The 21,497-nt window shown below is 64.6% G+C and carries 18 protein-coding genes and 1 pseudogene; 12 read left to right on the plus strand and 7 right to left on the minus strand.

Annotated features, from left to right (window positions below):
• Positions 1-116 precede the first annotated feature (116 nt).
• From HU752_RS14300 to HU752_RS14315, 4 genes and pseudogenes are all read left to right on the plus strand, one after another.
• A complete protein-coding gene (locus tag HU752_RS14300; protein ID WP_186689085.1) occupies positions 117-1,103 on the plus strand; it encodes a sugar ABC transporter substrate-binding protein in 987 nt (328 codons plus the stop codon).
• Complete coding sequence (locus HU752_RS14305) at positions 1,103-2,644, plus strand: sugar ABC transporter ATP-binding protein (protein ID WP_186689087.1); 1,542 nt, start codon at positions 1,103-1,105, stop codon at positions 2,642-2,644. The genes HU752_RS14300 and HU752_RS14305 overlap by 1 nt, the downstream gene beginning before the upstream one ends.
• A complete protein-coding gene (locus HU752_RS14310; protein WP_186689090.1) occupies positions 2,631-3,638 on the plus strand; it encodes an ABC transporter permease in 1,008 nt (335 codons plus the stop codon). Before HU752_RS14305 ends, HU752_RS14310 begins: the two co-directional genes overlap by 14 nt.
• Positions 3,635-4,605 (plus strand): annotated as a pseudogene (locus HU752_RS14315) (ABC transporter permease). Before HU752_RS14310 ends, HU752_RS14315 begins: the two are co-directional and overlap by 4 nt.
• A gap of 27 nt (positions 4,606-4,632) precedes the next feature.
• Here the strand turns inward: HU752_RS14315 and HU752_RS14320 are convergent.
• From HU752_RS14320 to HU752_RS14345, 6 genes are all read right to left on the minus strand, one after another.
• On the minus strand, positions 4,633-6,039 hold the full coding sequence (locus tag HU752_RS14320; protein WP_186689093.1) for a hypothetical protein: 1,407 nt from the start codon (positions 6,037-6,039) through the stop codon (positions 4,633-4,635).
• 69 nt (positions 6,040-6,108) lie between these two features.
• Complete coding sequence (locus HU752_RS14325) at positions 6,109-6,828, minus strand: DJ-1/PfpI family protein (protein ID WP_186689095.1); 720 nt, start codon at positions 6,826-6,828, stop codon at positions 6,109-6,111.
• Between the two features lie 587 nt (positions 6,829-7,415).
• Entirely contained in the window at positions 7,416-7,874 is a 459-nt protein-coding gene (locus HU752_RS14330) for an REP-associated tyrosine transposase (RefSeq protein ID WP_186689360.1), read from the minus strand.
• A gap of 558 nt (positions 7,875-8,432) precedes the next feature.
• Positions 8,433-9,611 (minus strand): acetyl-CoA C-acetyltransferase, encoded by a 1,179-nt coding sequence (locus tag HU752_RS14335; protein WP_186688492.1) that lies wholly within the window; start codon positions 9,609-9,611, stop codon positions 8,433-8,435.
• Between the two features lie 14 nt (positions 9,612-9,625).
• The gene (locus HU752_RS14340) at positions 9,626-10,285 is read right to left on the minus strand and encodes a CoA transferase subunit B (RefSeq protein ID WP_017902124.1); all 660 of its coding nucleotides are present in this window, start codon (positions 10,283-10,285) and stop codon (positions 9,626-9,628) included.
• A 34-nt stretch (positions 10,286-10,319) separates the two neighbouring features.
• On the minus strand, positions 10,320-11,018 hold the full coding sequence (locus HU752_RS14345; protein ID WP_186688494.1) for a CoA transferase subunit A: 699 nt from the start codon (positions 11,016-11,018) through the stop codon (positions 10,320-10,322).
• A 142-nt stretch (positions 11,019-11,160) separates the two neighbouring features.
• Between HU752_RS14345 and HU752_RS14350 the strand changes: the two genes are divergently transcribed.
• From HU752_RS14350 to HU752_RS14370, 5 genes are all read left to right on the plus strand, one after another.
• Entirely contained in the window at positions 11,161-12,063 is a 903-nt protein-coding gene (locus HU752_RS14350; RefSeq protein ID WP_186688496.1) for a LysR family transcriptional regulator, read from the plus strand.
• Between the two features lie 69 nt (positions 12,064-12,132).
• Entirely contained in the window at positions 12,133-12,705 is a 573-nt protein-coding gene (locus HU752_RS14355) for a DUF4174 domain-containing protein (RefSeq protein WP_186688499.1), read from the plus strand.
• 43 nt (positions 12,706-12,748) lie between these two features.
• Positions 12,749-13,522 carry a class I SAM-dependent methyltransferase gene (locus HU752_RS14360; protein ID WP_186688501.1) on the plus strand — a complete coding sequence of 258 codons (774 nt, stop codon included), beginning with the start codon at positions 12,749-12,751 and terminating at the stop codon, positions 13,520-13,522.
• Positions 13,523-13,595: 73 nt separating this feature from the next.
• The gene (locus tag HU752_RS14365) at positions 13,596-13,991 is read left to right on the plus strand and encodes a GFA family protein (protein ID WP_186688503.1); all 396 of its coding nucleotides are present in this window, start codon (positions 13,596-13,598) and stop codon (positions 13,989-13,991) included.
• Between the two features lie 167 nt (positions 13,992-14,158).
• Positions 14,159-14,944 carry a sulfite exporter TauE/SafE family protein gene (locus HU752_RS14370; RefSeq protein WP_186688505.1) on the plus strand — a complete coding sequence of 262 codons (786 nt, stop codon included), beginning with the start codon at positions 14,159-14,161 and terminating at the stop codon, positions 14,942-14,944.
• A 63-nt stretch (positions 14,945-15,007) separates the two neighbouring features.
• Here the strand turns inward: HU752_RS14370 and HU752_RS14375 are convergent, their stop codons facing one another.
• Complete coding sequence (locus tag HU752_RS14375) at positions 15,008-15,658, minus strand: TetR/AcrR family transcriptional regulator (RefSeq protein WP_225920142.1); 651 nt, start codon at positions 15,656-15,658, stop codon at positions 15,008-15,010.
• 84 nt (positions 15,659-15,742) lie between these two features.
• Here HU752_RS14375 and HU752_RS14380 point away from each other — a divergent pair, with 84 nt between their 5' ends.
• The 3 genes from HU752_RS14380 to HU752_RS14390 are packed head-to-tail and all read left to right on the plus strand — an operon-like array spanning position 15,743 to position 21,435.
• Positions 15,743-16,882: a MexC family multidrug efflux RND transporter periplasmic adaptor subunit gene (locus HU752_RS14380; RefSeq protein ID WP_186688510.1), complete on the plus strand. Its 1,140-nt coding sequence runs from the start codon at positions 15,743-15,745 to the stop codon at positions 16,880-16,882.
• A gap of 15 nt (positions 16,883-16,897) precedes the next feature.
• Positions 16,898-20,032, plus strand: a complete 3,135-nt coding sequence (locus tag HU752_RS14385; protein ID WP_186688513.1) for a multidrug efflux RND transporter permease subunit — start codon at positions 16,898-16,900, stop codon at positions 20,030-20,032.
• The gene (locus HU752_RS14390; protein ID WP_186688515.1) at positions 20,032-21,435 is read left to right on the plus strand and encodes an efflux transporter outer membrane subunit; all 1,404 of its coding nucleotides are present in this window, start codon (positions 20,032-20,034) and stop codon (positions 21,433-21,435) included. The genes HU752_RS14385 and HU752_RS14390 overlap by 1 nt, the downstream gene beginning before the upstream one ends.
• Positions 21,436-21,497 lie beyond the last annotated feature (62 nt).

Below are 21,497 nucleotides of genomic sequence, written 5' to 3' on the forward strand. Positions count from 1 at the left end.
AGATTCTGGATCAGGTTTGTTTTGTATCTACTTGATATTCATAGATAAAAATCTATGGCACGGGGCGTGCTTATGAACCGGTGAACCCTTTCATCGGCTGCTCAGCGGAGCCCTGTATGCCTTCCACCCGTTCTTCACTTTCCCGTTTTGTCTGGCTTGGCGCAGCCTTGCTGCTCGGCCAGGCCTCCCTTGCCCAGGCCGCTGAAGGCGACGATGCCGTACCCTCCCTGGCCGGCAAGCGCATCGCCGTGAGCATGACCGGCACCAGTCACTACTTCGACATCAAGGCTTTCCAGGCGCAGGTCGATGAGATCAAGCGGCTGGGCGGTACGCCGATTACCCTCGATGCCGGGCGTAACGACAAGAACCTGGTGACCCAACTGCAAACCGTGGTCACCCAGAAGCCCGATGCGGTGATCCAGACCCTCGGCACCCTGAGCGTGATCGACCCCTGGCTCAAGCGCATCAGCAAGGCCGGTATCCCGCTGTTCACCATCGATGCACCGTCGCAGTACAGCCTCAACAACACGACCTCGGACAACGTCGCCACCGGCAAGGCCCTGGCCGACCAACTGATCAAGGACGCCGGTGGCAAGGGCCGCATCCTGGTGTTCAACGGCTTCTATGGCGTCCCTGTCTGCGCGATCCGCTACGACCAGCTGAAGCTGGCGCTCAAGGATCATCCGCAACTGGAGATCATCGAGCCGGAACTGCGCGATGTGATCCCCAACACCGTGCAGGACGCCTATTCCCAGGTGTCGGCCTTGCTCAACAAGTACCCGGCCGGCAGCGTCACGGCCATCTGGTCGGCCTGGGACATCCCGCAACTGGGGGCAAGCAAGGCCCTGATCGATGCCAAACGCACCGAGATCAAGACCTACGGCGTCGACGGTACTCCCGAGGTGCTGGAGCTGCTGGGTCAGCCCCATTCGCCGGTCGGCGCCGTGGTGGCACAGCAGCCGGCGCTGATCGGCAAGACCGCCGTGCAGAACGTCGCCCGCTACCTGGCCGGGCAGCATGACCTGCCCAGGGAAACCCATGTCGCCACGTTGCTGACCACCGCTGGCAACCTGGCCCAGGTCCAGCAATTGCGGGGTGACTGATGACAGCCGTCCCGGCATTGCACCTGGAGCATCTGCGCAAGCGATTCGGCGCGACCCTGGCGCTGGATGACGCCAGCCTGAAGGTCCGGCGCGGCACCATTCACGGTCTGGTCGGCGAGAACGGTGCCGGCAAGTCGACGCTGATCAAGATCCTGGCCGGCATCCACAGGGCCGACTCGGGCTGGTTGGGCATTGACGGCCAGCGTCATGCCGCGCTGTCACCCCGCCAGGCGGAAGCCCTGGGCGTGCAGTTCATTCACCAGGAACGTTTGCTGCCGACCCGTTTCACCGTCGGCGAGGCGCTGTTCTTCGGCCATGAGCTGTGTCGTGGTCCGCTGCTCGATCGCCGGCGTCAGCAGCGCGAGGCCGAACGGCTGCTGGCGGAGTACTTCGATCTGCAACTGCCGGCCGGAGCGCTGGTGGGCGAGCTCAACAGCGCCCAGCGGCAGGTGCTGCAGATCACCCGGGCCCTGGTGCGCCAACCGAAGATCCTGGTGTTCGACGAGCCCAGCGTAGCGTTGGTCAAGCGCGAGGTCGACCAGCTGATGCGCATCGTCAAGCGCTTGCGCGAGCAGGGCTTGTCGATTCTCTACATCTCGCACTACCTGCAGGAAATCGACAGCCTGTGCGACGAGGTCACGGTGTTGCGCAATGGGCGGGATGTGGCCGTGGTCGAGCCGCGCCGCACCACCAGTGCGCAGATAGCCCGATTGATGGTCAACCGCGAGGTGCGGGAGATGTACCCCAAGGTCCCGGTCGTACCGGGTGAGCCGCTGTTGCAGGTACGCTCCCTGAGCCTGGCCCGGCATTACCGGCAGATCGACCTGCAGTTGCGCCGCGGCGAGATCGTCGGCCTGACCGGCCTGGTCGGCTCCGGGGCCAAGGAACTGCTCAAGACCCTGTTCGGCGTGATTCGCCCCGACAGCGGCAGCATCGAACTCGAAGGCCGTCCGCTGCGCCTGCATTCGCCGGCGCAGGCGATCGCTGCCGGTATCGCCCTGGTGCCTGAAGAACGCCGTAGCCATGGCGTTTCTCCGCTGCTCTCGGTGCTGGAGAACCTGACCCTGGCCGGGCTTCGTCGCTTCAGTCGCTGGGGGCTGCTGAGCCGTGGCCTGGAGCAGGCCGAGAGTGTCCGATTGATCGACGAGCTGGCGATCAAGACCCCCGGCCCCCAGGCGGCGGTCAGCCAGCTCAGCGGAGGCAACCAGCAGAAGGTTGCCCTGGGCAAATGGTTGAGTCGACGTTCGGCCGTGTACCTGCTCGATGAGCCTTGCGTGGGTGTGGATGTCGGGGCGAAGGTGGAAATCTATCGCCTGGTCGGTCGTCTGGTGCAGGAAGGCGCGGCCGTGCTGGTGCTGTCTTCGGACCTGCCGGAGTTGATCGGCATCAGCGACCGTATCCTGGTGCTGCATCGGGGTGAAATCGCTGGCGAGTTTCGCGCCGGTGACGTCGACAGCGATCGCCTGCTGGCTTGCGCCACCGGTGCCGGGCAGCCCGATGAGGTCATCGTGAACAGGGAGGTGGCGGATGTCGCCGTCTGATCAGCTTCAATGGCAGGCAGCGGGCGACGGCCTGTCCCGACGCCTCTGGGTGTTGCTGCTGCGACGCGGCTCCGTGGGGGTGTTCCTGGTCATTCTGCTGGGCTTCGCGCTGATGGCGCCGAATTTCCTGTCGCTGGGCAATCTTGCCAATGTCTTCAGCCAGTCGGCGATTCTCGGAGTGCTCGCCTTTGGCCTGACCTGCGTGATCATCGGGGGTGGCTCGAACGTCGTCGCCGGCGGCCTGGACCTGTCGCTGGCAGCCAACCTCGGCTTGTGCGCGGCGCTGTTCAGCCGGCTGAACAATGCCGGTCTGGAATTGTGGCTCAGCCTGCCGCTGACCCTGGCCTGTGGGCTGTTCGTCGGCCTGTCCAATGGCCTGGCGGTGGTGCTGCTGCGCTTGCCGCCATTGTTGGCAACGCTGGCGAGCATGAACGTGCTGGCCGGCCTGGAGCTGGTGCTGACGGAAAACACCGTGGTGCCGACCGACTCGCCGTTGCTGGACCTGCTCAGCAGCGGCAGTTGGCTGGGCGTGCCCGCACTGGCCTGGGTGCTGCTGGTGATGGCGGGCTTGTTGACGCTATTGATCCAGCACACGGCCTATGGGCTTCGCCTGCATGCCGTGGGCGAGTATCCGCAGGCCGCTCAGGCGGCGGGTATTGCAGTGGCCGGTCACGTGTTGTCCAGCTACCTGCTGTCGGGACTGTGTGCCGCGGTGGCGGCCCTGTGTTCGGCGGCCTTCTTCAGTGGCAGCACCACCGGTTCCGGTGACATGCTGCTGTCGGTGGTGGCGATCGCCTTTCTCGGGGTGGTGTTCTCCCGACGGCTGGTGGCGAGCATTCCCGGTACCTTGCTGGCGACGCTGCTGATCGGCTTCCTGATCAATGGCTTTCAACTGCTGAACATCGCCAGTTTCTGGGTCAACGGCGTTCAAGGCGTGCTGATCCTGCTGGTGGTGGCAGCTTCCAGCGCACTGAGTCGAGGGGAGGGCGCATGAGTCGATTGCTTGCACGTCAGGATGTGGCGGTGCGGTCGCTGCTGCCTTTCACCTTGCCCCTGGTGTTCCTGGCGATTGTCCTGTTCTTTGCCTGGCAGGCGCCAGGTTTTCTCAGCGCGGGCAACCTGCGCAGCCTGGTGCTGAACAATTTTGTCCTGCTGGCGATTGTCGCCATCGGCATGACCTATGCGGTGGCTGCGGGCGGGATCGACCTGTCAGTCGGCACGGCCTGGACTTCGCCAGCTTGAGTTTCGTGGTATTGCTCAATGCCGGCCATGGTCTGGCGGTCGCGTTGCCAGCGGCGCTGGGGGGCGGCCTGCTGGTCGGGTTATTCAATGCCGGGCTGATCGCCGGGCTGCGGATCAGCCCGTTCCTGGCAACCCTGGGCACGCTGTTCATCGGCACCAGCGCCCAACAGTTACTGTCTGACGGCGGGCAGCCGATCTACATCCCCCAGGGGTTCAAACCGGGGCTGGTCGAGTCGAGCCTGCTTGGCGTGGCGGTACCGCTCTGGATCGCGCTGGGCTTGGCGTGGGGGTATGGCCTGTTGCTGGCGCGCGGGCGGCTGGGGCGTGAGTTGCTGGCCCAGGGGACCCAACCGCTGCTGGCGTACTACTCGGGGTTGTCGGTGCGGCGCATCGTGACCCGCGTGGTGCTGGCCACGGCGCTCGCCTGCGGGCTGGCCGGGGTAGTGCTGAGCTCGACGGTCAACGCCTATGTACCCTTGTCCGGCAACGCCTTCCTGCTCAATGCGATTGGGGCGGTGTTCATCGGAACCACCCTCAACCGGCAGGGGCGGGCCAACATCCCGGGTACGCTGCTGGGAGTATTGTTCATCAACGTCATCGCCAACGGCCTGCTGCTGATCGGCTGGAACTTCTACTGGCAGCAGGTCGCGACTGGCGTGTTGATCTTCGTGGTGCTGGCATTCAGTTTTATCAGCAGGCGGATCCTGGAGAACCGCTAGCGTGCAGATTCGCCAGGGGGCCAGGCTTCATTCGACCTGGACCAGCCGCATGCTCGTGTCGTCCTTGTACAGGCCCCGAGTCGCACTCTTGCTGGTGAAGAAGTAGCCCGGGTCCTGCAGGTAGAACACTGTCGACGTGGTGATCAACTGCTCGCTGGTGCTGGTGCACTCCAGTTCCCTGGCCATACCGCCCAGGCTGGAGTTGATCTTGCTCGCCGGCAGCTCGCGCTTGACCACACAGCTCTCCTGGCGCGACACCAGGCGATCCGGCCTGGAGGTATCGCGGTTGCGGCTCTGGGAACTGAATCCGAGCGTTGCGCCGATGGGCATCTGCTTCCAGTCACCGCTGAAACTCAATTGTTCGACATTGCTGGCCTGCGAAATCGTCAGGCCCTTGTCCTGGTACTGCGTCTGGAAGGTCAGGCTGAACAAGCCGCGGAAGGTGATCCTGTCGCTGCTCGAGTACTGGCTCTTCTCGCGCTGGCGCATCTGCCCGCTCTGGGGATCGGTTTCGAAGGACGACTCATAGCGCAGGCTGGTATGGGCGCTGTTGCGCTCCATGACCTGGCGACGCAGGAGCGTGGTGGCAGGTGGCAGATCCAGGGCGTTGATTGCCGCGATGACCGTTGCCGGTACCTGCGCGGGCGTCAGTTGCTGGGCGGTCTTGCTGCGTGGCACGGCAATGGGCAGGCGCTCCAGTGCGGTGCCTGCATCGGCCACGCAGACGGCTTTCAGCAGGGTGCGGGTGGTGGCCGGCGCGCTGCCGAAGGGCTGGTCCTGAGGCGCACTGTCGGTTTTGCCAAAGGTCACCACGTTGTTCTGATTGAGGCCGAATTCGGCCCGGACGCGATAGGTCTGGCTGCTGCAGTTGGCCTGCAGGCGCATGCGCGTTTGCGCGTAGGGCATCCTTTTCTGCTGCTGGGTCAGGACCGAAGGCTCGTCGACCGCTCCCCAGAACTGCCAGGCACCGCCCACGTCTTTCAGGCTGGCGCGGTCGATCAGCAGTTGGCGCTGGCCTTCGGCTTCACCTGCCAGGCGCCAGTCTGGCCGCGGGGTGTTGGCGCAGGCCTCGACGAAGCCGGGGTTCTGCCGCAGGTTGACAGCGACGGCAGGTAGCAGGCGGCTCATGACCGTGACGCGTTCGGGCTGGCCATCGGCGGCCAGTTTCCCGGGCGATTCGACGAACAGCAGGCTGGCCTCCGTGCCATTGCAGGCGGCCTGGATCTGCGCGATCTCCGGGGTGCTGGCGGATTTGCTGGAAGCCACCTGGGCCTGGTAGCTGAGCTGGTCGCCATCGCGCAGGATCGAGTCGGCCAGTGGCGGCTGCTTGAGCATGTCGCCGAACAACGCCTGCGAACTGCCGCCGGTACGGGCTGGCTGCAGATGGCAGGCACTGAGTAGGCCGAGGGTGGCGACGACGGCGATGCGCTTCATGAGCTTTCCTTGCTGGAGACCGAGTTCAGGTGAATAAAGACCTTCGGCCGGCCGCACGGTTCCTTGAACTCAGGAGGTGGGTGCTTCCTTGAGCATCCTCAGCCATTCGGCGGCCAGGCGATGGCAGTCGCCGGGCCAGCGCGCAGTCAACAGGTTGCCGTCGCGGACGGTGAAACCACGCTCGGGCCTGCTGGCGGAATCACGCAGCAACGCCGGCGGCCCAGCGATGAAATCCCCGGGACTGGCCAGTGTGGCCTTGATCTCCGCCTCGACGGTCTGCGGGTAGGTCCGGTAGTAACGCCCGAGCCAGGGGGCGGTGATCATCCAGGCGGCCAGTTCCATGGTCACGGACAACAATCCGGTGACCTTGCGGCCGTAGAGCACCGAACGTCCGGTTTCGGGATCGAGGGTGCGGGCGAACAGCAACGGGCCGTGGCAGACCGACGCGATCGGCTTGCCGGCCTTGAAGAAGTGCAGGGCGATCCGTTTTGCCGCGTCGGCGTCCAGCAGGCCAGCGAATTGCGTGGGATCGACGTCGGCATAGGCCATGGGGTGCTGGAAATGTGGATCGCTCAGCATTGCCCGATAGCTCTCCAGGTCGGGCTTGCGGGTCATCAGCAGCGGATTGAGTGGGCCGAAGCCCTGTTCGACCAGGCGTGGATCGGCGTGCGCCACGGCGCCGGTGGGCGTGGCGAAGCGTACCTCGATGCCAGCACGGTGCAGGTACTGCCAGGGCACGCTGCTTTCGGTGGGGTCGTAGTCGCTGTGGGGCAGCAGGACAAGAATCATGCGGGGCGCGCTCAAGTGCATGGACACATGTGTCGAGGATAGCACTCGGAGGCCCCTCCCTCGCCACATCGGGCTGTGGTGCTGCTTGGGAAGGGGCTATTGCAATTTAGTGGCGCTGCCTGCGATGAGGACTACCCGATTGCCCGGTGGTACCGCTTGCGGTTGTGGCGAGCGGGCTTGCCCGCGTTCGGCTGCGAAGCAGTCGTAAACCCGGGTTCCCCATTCCTCCTGATGCACCGTGTTGGGTGGTTTGGGGCGCTCTGCGCCCCAGCGCGGGCAAGCCCGCTCGCCACATTGGGCCGTGGTGCTGCTTGGGACGGGGGCTATTGTGATTTGGTGGGGCTGCCTGCCATGAGGACTACCCGATTGCCCGGTGGTACCGCTTGTGGTTGTGGCGAGCGGGCTTGCCCGCGTTCGGCTGCGAAGCAGTCGTAAACCCGGGTTCCCCATTGCTCCTGATGCACCGCGTTGGCTGGTTTGGGGGCGCTCTGCGCCCCAGCGCAGGCAAGCCTGCTCGCCACAACAAACCCGGTTACTCAGCCCAGTCAAGTTGTCCCATCCCAAGTCGCCATTGTGCCCGAAGAAACTCAAAGCCAGGCCGCATCCCACAACGGATAGTCGCCCACTCGTTCGACCAGGCCAGCCCGCAAAGGGTTGGCGATGATGTACCTGGCTGCACCCCGCAGGTCTTCACCATCTCGAATGGCCCTGTCGTGATAGCCGCTTTGCCAGAAGCGACCATGCTTTTCCGTGGCTCGATTGATGGCCAATGTGCTGCAGGATTTGACGCAGCCGACAACTTGGGCGAGGGGCGTGTGGTGCAGTTGGAACAGCCAGTGGAAGTGGTCTGGCATGATTACCCAGGCCAGTGATGTCACGAGGCCGAGTTCATGAGTCCTTTTCATTTCGGCAACCAGCAAGCGTCCCAATATCCAGTCGCTGAAAAGAGGCCTTCGCCCATGTACCACTGCCGTAACGAGATAGGCTCGGCCGGGTTCGGAGTATCGACCTGTACGCAGGCGATGAGAGTTGGGGTGGGGAGGCAATCCATTGCGCTCCTCTGCTGTGATGGATCTGGTTCACGCTAGCAGCGCAAACGTTATTGGGAGGCAGGGTATTTTTGCTGTGTATTACCACCTTGATATGCTGTGCAGTGATGTTCCCGACGGGGCGGGATTGAAACGATGCAAGAGCGCCTCGTTCGCGCTATGTCACGTGTGGCGAGCGGGCTTGCCCGCGTTCGGCTGCGAAGCAGTCGTAAACCCGGGTTCCCCATTGCTCCTGATGCACCGCGTCGGCTGGTTTGGGGGCGCTCTGCGCCCCAGCGCAGGCAAGCCTGCTCGCCACATCAGGCCATGGGCTGCTTGGGACGGGAGCTATTGCAATTTAGTGGGTCTGCCTGCCATGAGGACTACCCGATTGCCCAGTGGTACCGCTTGCGGTTGTGGCGAGCGGGCTTGCCCGCGTTCGGCTGCGAAGCAGTCGTAAACCCGGGTTCCCCATTGCTCCTGATGCACCGCGGTGGCTGGTTTGGGGGCGCTCTGCGCCCCAGCGCGGGCAAGCCCGCTCGCCACGGTTGGTGGGAGCAGGCCCTCGATCGTCTGTCAGCGCTCGATCGCCAGGGCTACGCCCTGACCGCCGCCGATGCACAGGGTCGCCAGGCCCTTTTTCGCATCACGCTTGATCATCTCGTGCAGCAGGGTCACCAGTACCCGGCAACCCGAGGCGCCAATCGGATGGCCGAGGGCGATGGCGCCACCGTTGACGTTGACCTTGCTCGCGTCCCAGCCCAGCTCCTTGCCGACCGACAGGGCCTGTGCGGCAAAGGCTTCGTTGGCTTCGATCAGGTCCAGTTGGCCCAGGCTCCAGCCGGCTTTTTCCAGGCAGCGCCGGGTCGCGCCGACCGGGCCGATGCCCATGATGGCCGGGTCGACGCCCGCGTTGGCATAGGCCGCGATCTTCGCCAGCACCGGCAGGCCCAGGGCCTTGGCCTTGGTGGCGCTCATCAGGATCACGGCAGCGGCGCCGTCGTTCAGCGACGAGGCGTTGCCGGCCGTGACCGAACCGTCCTTCTTGAACGCCGGCTTGAGCTTGGCCAACCCTTCGGCCGTGGTGCCGGCACGGGGTTGTTCGTCGGTGGCGAAGGCCAGCGGGTCGCCCTTGCGCTGGGGAATCAGGATCGGCGTGATCTCGTCGACGAAGCGCCCGGCCTCGATGGCGGCCACGGCCTTCTGTTGCGAGGCGGCGGCAAAGGCGTCCTGCGCTTCACGGCTGATGTCGTACTTGGCCACCAGGTTTTCGGCGGTGATGCCCATGTGGTAGTCGTTGAACGCGTCCCACAGGCCGTCGCTGATCATGGTGTCGACCATCTGCGCGTGCCCCATGCGCAGGCCGGTGCGGGCACCGGGTAGCACGTAGTTGGACAGGCTCATGTTCTCCTGGCCACCGGCGATGATCACCTCGGCATCGCCGCAGCGAATCGCCTGGGCTGCCAGATGCAGGGCCTTGAGGCCCGAGCCGCAGACCTTGTTCAGGGTCATGGCCGGTACGGCGTGGGGCAGGCCGGCCTTGATCGCGGCCTGGCGTGCCGGGTTCTGGCCGGCACCGGCGGTGAGCACCTGGCCCATGATCACTTCATCGACCTGCGCGCCATCCAGGCCGGTCTGGCTCAGCAACTGGCGGATCACCGCCGCGCCGAGGTCCACGGCGCTGACGTTGGCCAGCGCACCCTGGAAGCTGCCGATCGCCGTACGGGTGGCGGCAACGATCACTACGTCTTGCATCGCTTCATTCCTCATCAGGAAAACTGCATTTCAGGCACATGGTCGGGAACGATCAGTTTACCCGCGGTCTTGCTGACAATCTCTTCGACGCTGACGCCAGGTGCGCGTTCCTTGAGGACAAAAGCGCCATTTTCGATTTCCAGGTAGGCCAGGTCGGTCAGCACGCGCTTGATGCAGTTGGCCCCGGTCAGCGGCAGGCTGCACTTGGACAGCAGCTTCGACTCGCCATCCTTGGAGGCGTGGGTCATGGTGACGATGATGTTCTCGGCACCGGCCACCAGGTCCATCGCACCGCCCATGCCCTTGACCAGCTTGCCGGGGATCATCCAGGAGGCGATGTTGCCCTGGACGTCGACCTCGAAGGCGCCGAGTACGGTCAGGTCGATGTGGCCGCCGCGGATCATCGCGAAGGATTCGGCGGAGGAGAAGATCGACGCGCCGATGCGTGCGGTGACGGTCTGCTTGCCGGCGTTGATCATGTCAGCGTCGACCGCGTCCTCGGTCGGGAAGGCGCCCATGCCGAGCAGGCCGTTTTCCGACTGCAGCATGACTTCCATGCCGGCCGGGATGTAGTTGGCGACCAGGGTCGGGATGCCGATGCCGAGGTTGACGTAGAAGCCGTCCTGCAGCTCGCGGGCGACGCGCTGGGCCATTTGTTCGCGGGAAAGTGCCATGTTCTTGTTCTCCGTAAGTCGAGGGGGCCGGGGATTACTTGCGCACGGTGCGCTGTTCGATGCGCTTCTCGAACGTGCCGCAGATGATCCGGTCGACGTAGATGCCAGGGGTGTGGATCTGCGCCGGGTCCAGTTCGCCCGGTTCGACGATTTCCTCGACCTCGACCACGGTGATCTTGCCGGCGGTGGCCGCCAGCGGGTTGAAGTTCTGTGCGGTATGGCGGTAGATGACGTTGCCGAAGTGGTCGGCTTTCCAGCCCTTGACGATGGCGAAGTCGCCGGTGATGGATTCTTCCATCAGGTACGGACGGCCGTTGAATTCGCGGGTTTCCTTGCCTTCGGCCACCGGGGTGCCAACGCCGGTGGCGGTGAAGAAGGCTGGAATGCCCGCGCCGCCGGCGCGCATCTTCTCGGCCAGGGTGCCTTGTGGAGTCAGGACCACTTCGATTTCGCCGCTCAGCAGTTGCTTCTCGAACAGGGCGTTCTCACCGACGTAGGAGGCGACCACCTTGCGAATCTGCCGGTCTTCGAGCAGTACGCCGAGGCCGAAGCCATCGACGCCGCAGTTGTTGGAAACCACGGTGAGGTCGCGGGTGCCCCGGCGCTTGATCTCGGCGATCAGGTTTTCCGGGATACCGCACAGGCCGAAGCCGCCGGAGAGTACGGTCATGCCGTCTTCGAGGCCGGCGAGGGCCTCTTCGTAGGACGCCACGCGTTTATCGAAACCTGCCATATGCATGATCCTCTTTTGTTGTTCGTTGGTCTTCACGACCTTTGGACAGAGTGTTGCTCCGGGAAATATATTTGTTAAGTTGATTTTTAGGTTTGATTGATTGGGAAAACTCAATAAATGCCCGCTGCCATGAGAAATACCGATGACCGTCAAACAGCTTAGGGCGTTTCTCGCCGTTGCCCAGAGCCTGAGCTTCGCCGTGGCGGGTGAGCGCCTGTTCCTGTCGCAATCGGCCCTGAGCCTGACCATCAAGGCGCTGGAGGATGGATTGGGCGGCCGCCTGTTCAGCCGCAACACCCGTAACGTCGCCTTGACCCCGGAGGGCGAGGCGCTGGTGCCGCTGGCCCGGCGCCTGATCGCCGACTGGGATAATGCCGAGGATGAATTGCGCCAGCGTTTCAGCCTGCAGCGCGGCCGGGTGACCCTGGCGGCGATGCCTTCGTTCGCCGGCAACCTGCTGCCGCCGATCCTAAAGATCTTTCGTGCACGCTACCCTCAGGTCAACGTCGCGGTGAACGATGTGATCAACGAGCAGGTATTGGAGATGGTCGGCGATCGCCAGGTGGAACTGGGGGTGGCCTTCGAGCCGCTGCAGAATTCGTCGCTGCGTTTCACGCCGTTGTACAGGGATCGCTTCGTCGCGGTGGTGCCAGCGGATTCAGCGCTGGCCGAGGCCAGCGAGATCGATTGGGACACCTTGCTGCGCGAGCCTTTCATCACCCTGCAACGGCCGTCCAACGTGCGGGTGATGCTCGAGGAACACCTGCGTGCGCGTGGCATGACCCTGCCGGTGGAGTTCGAGAGCCACCAACTGGCGACGGTGGGGCGGATGGTCGCCAGCGGCCTGGGGGTGAGTGCGGTGCCGGCGCTGTGCGTCGGGCAGATGCGCGAGCTGGGTGCGCGCTGTATCACGCTACATGAGCCGGTGGTCGAACGGGCCATTGGTGTCTTGACCAAGCCGGGTCATGAGCTGTCGACGGCGGCTCAGGCACTGTTCGATATCCTGCTGGAGGAAAGATCCCGTTACTTGAATTTTGAGAAATAACTCGGCCCTGTGTGGATCTTTTCCTACGATGCGCAATCATTACCCCATGAATATTCAAAGGAGGTGTGTATGTTCGTCCGGTCTTTGACCTTCGCCGCCCTGTCGATCTTCGCGTCCGGTCCGCTGCTGGCCGCCGACGTCGACTCTCCGCTGGCACAGGACTACGGCAAATCCCGTGCGCTGGTGGTGATTGCACCGAGCACCGCGGACCCGACCCTGGTCGGGCTGAAGAAGGCCCTCGACGATCCGGCCAACAGGAAAGCGTTCGACGAGCGCCAGCTGGTGCTCTACGAGGTGGCCCAGACCGTGGGCAAGCGCGCCGACAAGTTCATGGAGCAGCCGACCACCATGGCGCTGATTCGTGGCCTGAAACTGGGGGTTACGCCGGAGGGCAAGTCCACGGTGATCCTGGTGGGCAAGGACGGCCAGCAGAAGACCCTCGAACATGACGGCCCAATGCCGATCGCCGACGTCTTCAAGGCGGTCGATGCCTTGCCGGCCTCCGAGAAGGAAACCGTCGCGCCGACGCCGCCGGCACCCGCCGCGGAAGCTGCCGAGACCAAGCCAGGGAAGGGCGCCAAGCCGGGCAAGGCGGAAAAACCGGGCAAGGCCGCGGCTGCGCCCAAGGACCTGGATGACTGATCCGGGGAGTATCCTGCGGTATTGACCCACGGAGATCGCTGCCATGTCGGGTGTTCACCAGGCTGCACAAGTCGGCTTCAGCGCCGAAGCCAAGACCTACGCCCATGGGCGTCCCGATTATCCCGCCGAGTTGCTGCCGTGGTTGCGCGACACCCTGGGCGCCGGTCCCGCAGCCCAGGTGGTCGACCTGGGCGCCGGCACCGGCAAGTTCACTCGTTTGCTCACGACGACCGGGGCCACGGTGACGGCGATCGAACCGGTGGAGGCCATGCGCGCCGAGCTGGTCGCCCGCTTGCCGCAGGTTCGCGCGCTGTCGGGCACCGCCGATGCCATGCCACTGGACACCGGCAGCGCGGATGCACTGACGTGTGCCCAGGCCTTTCACTGGTTTGCCCATCAGTCGTCGCTGGCCGAGATGCATCGGGTGCTCAGGCCCGGTGGCCGACTGGGGCTGGTATGGAACGTGCGCGACGAGTCGGTGGACTGGGTGGCGCAGATCACCCGGATCATTACGCCCCTTGAAGGGGACACCCCGCGTTTTCATACCGGCGCCTGGCGCTTGCCCTTCGACAACAGCCGGCACTTCTCGGCACCCGAGCTGAGCCGTTTCGAGTACAGCCACATAGGTCCGCCGCAGGAAGTGATCATCGAACGTTTCCTCTCGGTCAGCTTCATCGCCGCCTTGCCCGACGCCGGCAAGGCCCGGGTGGTCGAGCAGTTGCAGAAGCTGATCGAGACCCACCCGGACCTGCGGGGGCGGGAGACCATCGCCTTTCCCTATCGCACCGAAGCCTATCACTGCATTCGCCTGGACTGATGTCGCGCGTGAGCTGACGCCTGTTTCGTGGGCCGTGTAGGATGCCCTGAGTCAACCGGAGCAGGATGTGGGCATGAAGGGCAGTTGTGCGTGTGGGACCGTTACCTATGAAGTCGATGTGCTCGACATGCCGATCGGGCATTGCCATTGCCAGACCTGTCGCAAGACGCACGCGGCGGCCTTCGCCAGTACAGCCGGGGTCAGGCGCGAGCACTTTCGCTGGACGAGGGGGCAGCAGGCGTTGAGCGCCTATGAGTCCTCGTCTGGCAAGCTGCGTCATTTCTGCTCGCACTGTGGCTCGCACCTGATGGCCGAGCGGCTGAACATGCCGGTGGTGATCGTGCGGGTGGCGACGCTTGACGAGGATCCGGGGGTGATTCCCCAGCAGCACATCTGGGTCTCCCATGATGTGCCGTGGCTGCAGTACGAAGGCGTGGTGCGGTATCCGCAGTGGCAGCCTGGTCGCTGAGTGCGAATCCATCCGTTCAGAACAGGGTAAAACCCGCTGTTGCAGCAGCGAAATTGTGCGTGAAGCTAGCACTCTGGTTATAACGATAGACCTTATTTTTATAAACGGTCATAAGATTAACCGTTATGCTGCGCGCCTGTTTTGGTCGTCTCGCCCAGGGTTTGCTAATGGATGTCGGTAATTTCGGTTTTGTCGTAGCAGGCCTGGTGGTTGGCTTCATCGTCGGTATGACCGGCGTCGGCGGCGGTTCGCTGATGACGCCGATCCTGTTGTGGTTCGGCATCAACCCGGCCACGGCCGTGGGTACGGATCTGCTGTATGCGGCCATCACCAAGTCCGGTGGTGTGCTGGTGCACAAGCGCAACAACAATATCGACTGGAAGATCACCGGCTGGCTGACCCTGGGCAGTGTGCCCGCCGTCCTGCTGACCCTGTGGTTTCTCAGCAGCCTGCATGAGGCACCCGATGCGTTGAACCGCATCATCAAGCAGGCGCTCGGCGTGGTGCTGCTGCTGACCGCGCTGGCGGTGCTGTTCAAGAAGGCATTGCTGGGTTTCGCCCATCGCCGGGGCGTCGACCACTCGCGAATCAGTCCATCCAAACTCAATGGCCTGACGGTGCTGACCGGCCTGATCCTGGGCACCATGGTTGCGCTGACGTCCATCGGCGCTGGAGCCCTGGGCACGGTCGCCTTGTTCATCCTCTATCCGTTCCTGCCGACCCGGCGCCTGGTCGGCACCGAGATCGCCCATGCGGTGCCGCTGACACTGGTTGCGGGGCTGGGGCATGCGAGCATGGGCAACATGAACTGGGAACTGCTGGGGTTCCTGCTGATGGGATCGCTACCGGGCATCTACCTCGGCAGCCACCTGGCGGGCCGGGTCTCCGATGGATTGTTGCGGCCATTCCTGGCGCTGATGCTGTTCACCATCGGTTACAAGCTGGTGTTCTGACCTGACGGGCCCCGATCTTCGGGGCCTTGTTTCATCTGGCTTCATGCAAGGCCGCAAGTGGCTTCACACCTTGGCAGTGCAAGGCTGCGGGTGTCCATCACCCAGGGGGCGACGTTGGGCCCCGTGCAGAAACATTTCCTCCATCACCCCTGTGCAGCCGTCGGCAATTCGCCCGCGTTGTCGGGCTTCCATCGTTCCATACAGCAGCGTGATGAACAGCTCGGTCAGCAGCGGTGCCGTGACATCGATACGCAACGTGCCTTGCTGTTGGCCCCGCAGAAACAGCGCATCGAGTCCGTCGCGATAGAACCGCCAACTGGCCTGGCCCTGCTCGGTGGCCACGGTGTTCAGCGGATAACGCGGGATCAGGAAAGCCATCAGTTCCTGATGGGCCAAGTGCTCCTGCCATAGCCGGTGTAGCACCGCCAGGGCAGGTGCCGTCGCCAGGTCGACAACACCCATGATGCGTTCCAGCACCTGTAGCGCGTGTTGCTCCAACTGCTCATCGAGCTTTTCCCGGGTGCCATAGAAACGGTGCAGGCTGGCCCTGCTCACACCGGCGAGCCCGGCCAACTCGGCCATGGTGGCCCTGGGGTGCCGGGCCACCATGGCGCAAAGGGTACTGAGCAAGGCGTGCTCGCCGGATACGGACGGTCCGCGACAGGTCTCGGCCGCAGGTGTCGTGCGGCTGATTGAATGGGGTTCTAGAGGCATTGAAGTCCTTTGTGAGACAAAATTGACTCATAATGGATTTAAATGTAGCCTTTGATCCAACTTCAATCAAGGCTCTGGTGAATCATGAGCAAGACACGTGTAACAAGGATGGCTGGACTGCTGGCCGTGGCCGTCGCGTTGGCAGCCTGTGGCCAGGCTGGCGAGCAGCAGGGCGCTGCCAGCACGGCCTATCCGGTCGAAGTAGTGAAGGCGGTGGCCGAACCGCTGGCCCTGGTCGCTGAACTGCCGGGCCGGGTCGAGCCGGTACGGGTCGCCGAAGTGCGCGCCCGTGTCGCCGGCATCGTCCAGCACAAGCGTTTCGAAGAGGGTGCCGACGTCAAGGCCGGCGAAGTGCTGTTCCAGATCGACCCGGCGCCCTTCAAGGCCGCCCTGGCGCGGGCCGAGGGCGACCTGGCACGGGCCAGGTCGGTGGCGCAGGAAGCCCAGGCGCGGGTCAAGCGCTATGAGCCGCTGGTCAAGATCGAAGCGGTCAGCCAGCAGGATTTCGACAGTGCCAGTGCCGACCTGCGCAATGCCCAGGCGGCCATTCGTTCGGCCCAGGCCGATGTGCAGACGGCACAGCTGAACCTCGGCTATGCGACGGTCACCGCGCCGATCTCCGGACGCATCGGTCGGGCGCTGGTGACCGAAGGGGCACTGGTCGGGCAGGGCGACGCCACCTTGATGGCGCGTATCCAGCAGCTCGACCCGGTCTATGTCGACTTCACCCAGTCGGCTGCCGACGCGATGCGTCTGCGCCAGGCGCTCAAGGACGGGGTACTGGCTGGCGGTGACGACAAGGTGCTCAGCGCCCGTGTCGAAGGCAGTGAGGCCGAGCGCCAGGGCACGCTGATGTTCAGTGATGCCGCGGTCGACCGCAGCACCGGCCAGGTCAGCCTGCGGGGGCGTTTCGCCAATACCGACGGCATGCTCCTGCCCGGCATGTACGTACGCGTGCGCACGGCGCATGGCACCGACAATCGTGCAATCCTGATACCGCAACGCGCCGTGCAGCGCGGCAGCGATGGTCAGGCGCGGGTCATGGTCGTCGGCCTCGGCGAAGTGGCCGAAGCGCGCAGCGTGCAGACCGGCGCCATGCAGGGCGCCCGCTGGCAGATCACCGAGGGCCTGCAGCCGGGTGACCAGGTCATCGTCGGCAGCCCGGCCGGCCTGGCCCCGGGCATGCCGGTGATGATCGCCGCGCCCCAGGCCGCGGCGCAGTGAGGCGAGGGTAACGATATGTCCAGGTTTTTCATCAATCGACCGAACTTCGCCTGGGTCGTGGCACTGTTCATTTCCCTGGCCGGCCTGCTGGTGATCCCGGCTTTGCCGGTGGCCCAGTATCCCAGCGTCGCACCACCGCAGGTTTCCATCACCGCCACCTATCCCGGGGCGTCGGCCAAGGTGCTGGTGGAGTCGGTGACCAGCATCATCGAAGAGTCGCTCAACGGCGCCAAGGGACTGCTGTACTACGAGTCGACCAACAACTCCAACGGCGTTGCCGAAGTCCAGGTGACGTTCGAGCCCGGGACCAATCCGGAGCTGGCCCAGGTCGATGTGCAGAACCGCCTGAAGAAGGCCGAAGCGCGCATGCCCCAGGCCGTGCTGACCCAGGGGCTGCAAGTGGAGCAGGCCAGTTCGGGGTTCCTGCTGATCTATGCGCTGACCAGCAAGAACGGCACCCGCGGTGACACCACCCTGCTGGCCGACTATGCCGCGCGCAACATCAACCCCGAACTGCGGCGGGTGCCGGGTGTCGGCAAGCTGCAATTCTTCTCCTCGGAAGCGGCCATGCGGGTCTGGGTCGATCCGCAGAAGCTGGTGGGCTATGGCCTTTCCATCGATGACGTGAACAACGCGATCCGTGGGCAGAACGTACAGGTGCCAGCGGGCAGCTTCGGCAGCACGCCCGGCGCCAGCGAGCAGGAACTGACCGCGACCCTCGCCGTCCAGGGCACCCTGGACAATCCGGCGGCATTCGGCGGTATTGTCCTGCGGGCCAACCCGGACGGTTCCAGCGTACGGCTGGCCGATGTCGCGCGCCTGGCGATCGGCAGCGAAAGCTACAACCTGTCCTCGCGGCTCAGTGGTCAGCCGGCCGTTGCCGGGGCCGTGCAACTGGCGCCCGGGGCCAATGCAATCAAGACCGCCGCGTTGGTGAAGGAGCGCCTGACTGAACTGTCCGCGTTCTTCCCCGAGGGTGTCGAGTACGCGGTGCCCTACGACACCTCGCGATTCGTCGACGTGGCCATCGAGAAGGTGATCCACACGCTGATCGAGGCCATGGTGCTGGTGTTCCTGGTGATGTTCCTGTTCCTGCAGAACATCCGCTACACGCTGATCCCGTCGATCGTGGTGCCGGTCTGCCTGCTCGGTACGCTGACGGTGATGAAGCTGCTGGGCTTCTCGGTGAACATGATGACCATGTTCGGCATGGTCCTGGCTATCGGTATCCTGGTGGACGACGCCATCGTGGTGGTGGAAAACGTCGAGCGGCTGATGGCCGAGGAGGGGCTGTCGCCCGTGGAGGCGACCATCAAGGCGATGGGGCAGGTGTCGGGGGCGATCATCGGCATCACCCTGGTCCTGTCGGCGGTGTTCCTGCCGCTGGCCTTCATGTCCGGCTCGGTGGGGGTGATCTACCAGCAGTTCTCGTTGTCGCTGGCGGTGTCGATCCTGTTCTCTGGGTTCCTTGCACTGACCTTCACTCCGGCGCTGTGCGCCACGCTGCTCAAGCCAGTAGCCGCTGGGCACCATGAAAAGCGCGGTTTCTTCGGCGCCTTCAACCGCGGTTTCGCCCGCCTGACCGAGCGTTACTCGGGCATGAACAGTGCGCTGGTGGCACGGGCTGGCCGCTATATGCTGCTGTATGCCGGGATCCTGGCGATGCTGGGCTATGTCTACCTGCGCCTGCCGGAAGCCTTCGTGCCGGTGGAGGACCAGGGCTATGCGATCGTCGACGTGCAACTGCCGCCAGGCGCGAGCCGGGCCCGTACCGATCACACCAGCCAGACCCTGGAACGCTTCCTGATGTCCCGTGAGGCGGTTGCCAATTCCTTTATCATCAGCGGCTTCAGCTTCTCCGGCCAGGGCGAGAACGCTGCGCTGGCGTTCCCGACCTTCAAGGACTGGTCCAAACGTGGCCCGGAACAATCGGCAGACGCCGAAACCGCAGCGGTCAATGCCCAGTTCGCCGGTTATGGCGATGGCACCATCACGGCGGTGACACCACCGCCGATCGACGGCCTGGGCAACTCCGGTGGCTTTGCCCTGCGCCTGATGGACCGCGGCGGCCTGGGCCGCGAGGCATTGCTGGCAGCCCGTGACCAACTGCTGGAAAAGGCCAAGGGCAGTCCGGCGATCCTCTACGCGATGATGGAAGGCCTGGCCGAGGCGCCGCAGTTGCGGGTACGCATCGACCGGGAAAAGGCCCGCACCCTGGGTGTGAGTTTCGAGACGATCAACAGCACCCTGTCCACCGCATTCGGCTCGGCGGTGATCAACGATTTCACCAACGCCGGTCGCCAGCAACGCGTGGTGGTGCAGGCCGAGCAGGGTGAACGCATGACCCCGGAAAGCGTGCTGCAGCTCTATGCGCCCAACGCTTCCGGCCAGCAGGTGCCATTCAGCGCCTTTGCGACCACAAATTGGGAAGAAGGCCCGGTGCAGCTGGTTCGCTACAACGGCTACCCCTCGATCCGTATCACCGGGGATGCGACGCCGGGCTACAGCAGCGGCCAGGCGATGGCCGAAATGGAGCGCCTGGCGGCCGAGCTGCCACAGGGCATCGGCTATGCCTGGACCGGCCTTTCCTATCAGGAGAAGGTCTCCAGCGGCCAGGCGGCGGGCCTGTTCGGCCTGGCGATCGTGGTGGTGTTCCTGCTGCTGGTGGCGCTCTACGAGAGCTGGGCGATCCCGCTGACGGTGATGCTGATCGTGCCGATCGGTGCCCTGGGCGCGGTGCTGGCAGTGATCGTGGTCGGCCTGCCCAACGATGTGTACTTCAAGGTCGGCCTGATCACCATCATCGGCCTGGCGGCGAAGAACGCCATCCTGATCGTCGAGTTCGCCAAGGAACTGTGGGAGAAGGGCCACAGCCTGCGGGATGCGGCCATCGAGGCGGCCCGGCTGCGCTTCCGGCCAATCGTGATGACCTCGCTGGCCTTCATCCTCGGCGTGGTTCCGCTGGCGATCGCGACCGGCGCCGGCGCCGCCAGCCAGCGCGCCATCGGCACCGGGGTGATTGGCGGCATGCTCAGTGCCACCTTGCTGGGCGTGGTGTTCGTGCCGATCTGCTTCGTCTGGGTGCTGTCGTTGCTCAAGCGCAAGCCCAAGGTGGCCCCTGTCGAACGTTCTGTCGAGGTCCTGGAGTGATGGTGATGCGTAATCTTTTTCTCCCTCTGGCGTTGGTGATTGCCTTGGGCGGTTGCTCCCTGGCCCCGACCTATCAGCGTCCGGATGCGCCGGTCGCGGCCCAATGGGACGATGTCCAGGGCCGCCAGGGGCCGCAGGCGGCCCAGTTGGATTGGCAGGCGTTCATCGTCGACCCGACCCTGCGGCAGCTGGTGAGTGGTGCCCTGGAGCACAACCGCTCGTTGCGCCAGACGCTGCTGGACATCGAGCAGGCGCGGGCGCAGTACGGCATCCAGCGCGCCGATCGGCTGCCGGGATTGAATGCCGGCGCCTCCGGCAATCGCCAGCACCTGCCGGCGGACCTGTCGAGCAGCGGCCGTGAAGGCGTGAGCAGCACCTATCAGGTCGGTCTGTCGTTGCCGGAGTATGAAGTCGATCTGTTTGGCCGGGTGAAAAGCCTGAGCGATGCCGCCCTCGAACAGTACCTGGCGAGCGAGGAAACCGGGCGAGCCGCACGGATTGCGCTGATCGCCGAAGTCAGCCAGGCCTACCTCAATCTCGACGGTGCCGCACGCCGCCTGGCATTGACCCGGCAGACCCTGGCCAGTCGCGAGAACTCGCTGGCGCTGGTCGCCCAGCGGCGTTCGGCCGGCAGTGCCACGGCGCTCGATCACCAGGAAGCGCTGGGGCTGGTGGAGCAGTCTCGCGCCGAACTGGAAAGTATCTCGCGTGAGCACCGCCAGGCCTACAACGCGCTGGTGCTGCTGTCGGGCAGTGCCGAGGCGCTCAAGGCCATTGCTGACGGGCAGGCGGGCGGACCGGTGGTGTTGCAGGACATCGCCCCCGGAGCGCCTTCGACACTGATCGAGCAACGCCCGGACATCCTGGCTGCCGAGCATCGCCTGCGGGCCCGCAATGCCGATATCGGCGCGGCACGTGCGGCGTTCTTTCCGCGCATCAGCCTGACCGGCAGCTTCGGCACGTCCAGTGCGCAGATGTCCGGCCTGTTCGATGGCGGATCGCGCAGCTGGAGCTTCGTGCCGCAACTGTCGCTGCCGCTGTTCGACGGCGGACGCAACCGGGCCGGCCTGACGTTGGCTGAAGTGCGCAAGGATTCCGCCGTGGCGGCTTACGAAGGGACGATCCAGAGTGCCTTCCGTGAGGTGGCGGACGCCCTGGTCGCCACCGATACCCTGCGGCGCGAGGAGGCGGCACGCAAGGGCCTGGCCGATACCAGCCAGGCGACCCTGGCCTTGGCCAAGGCCCGCTACGAAGGCGGGATCGACAGTCACCTGCGCTATCTGGACGCACAGCGCAGCCGCTATGTGAACGAAGCCGCCTTCATTCAGGCCAGTACCCAACGGCAGTTGGCGCTGGTCGATCTGTTCCGGGCCCTGGGGGGCGGTTGGCCTGCAAAGGGCTGACACCCGGCCCTGGTGACGACTCCTTTGGTTGACGTGTTCAATCACGCTGCCCCGGCACCAGG

Origin of the sequence: Pseudomonas vanderleydeniana (assembly GCF_014268755.2) — a bacterium.
Lineage (GTDB): Bacteria > Pseudomonadota > Gammaproteobacteria > Pseudomonadales > Pseudomonadaceae > Aquipseudomonas > Aquipseudomonas vanderleydeniana.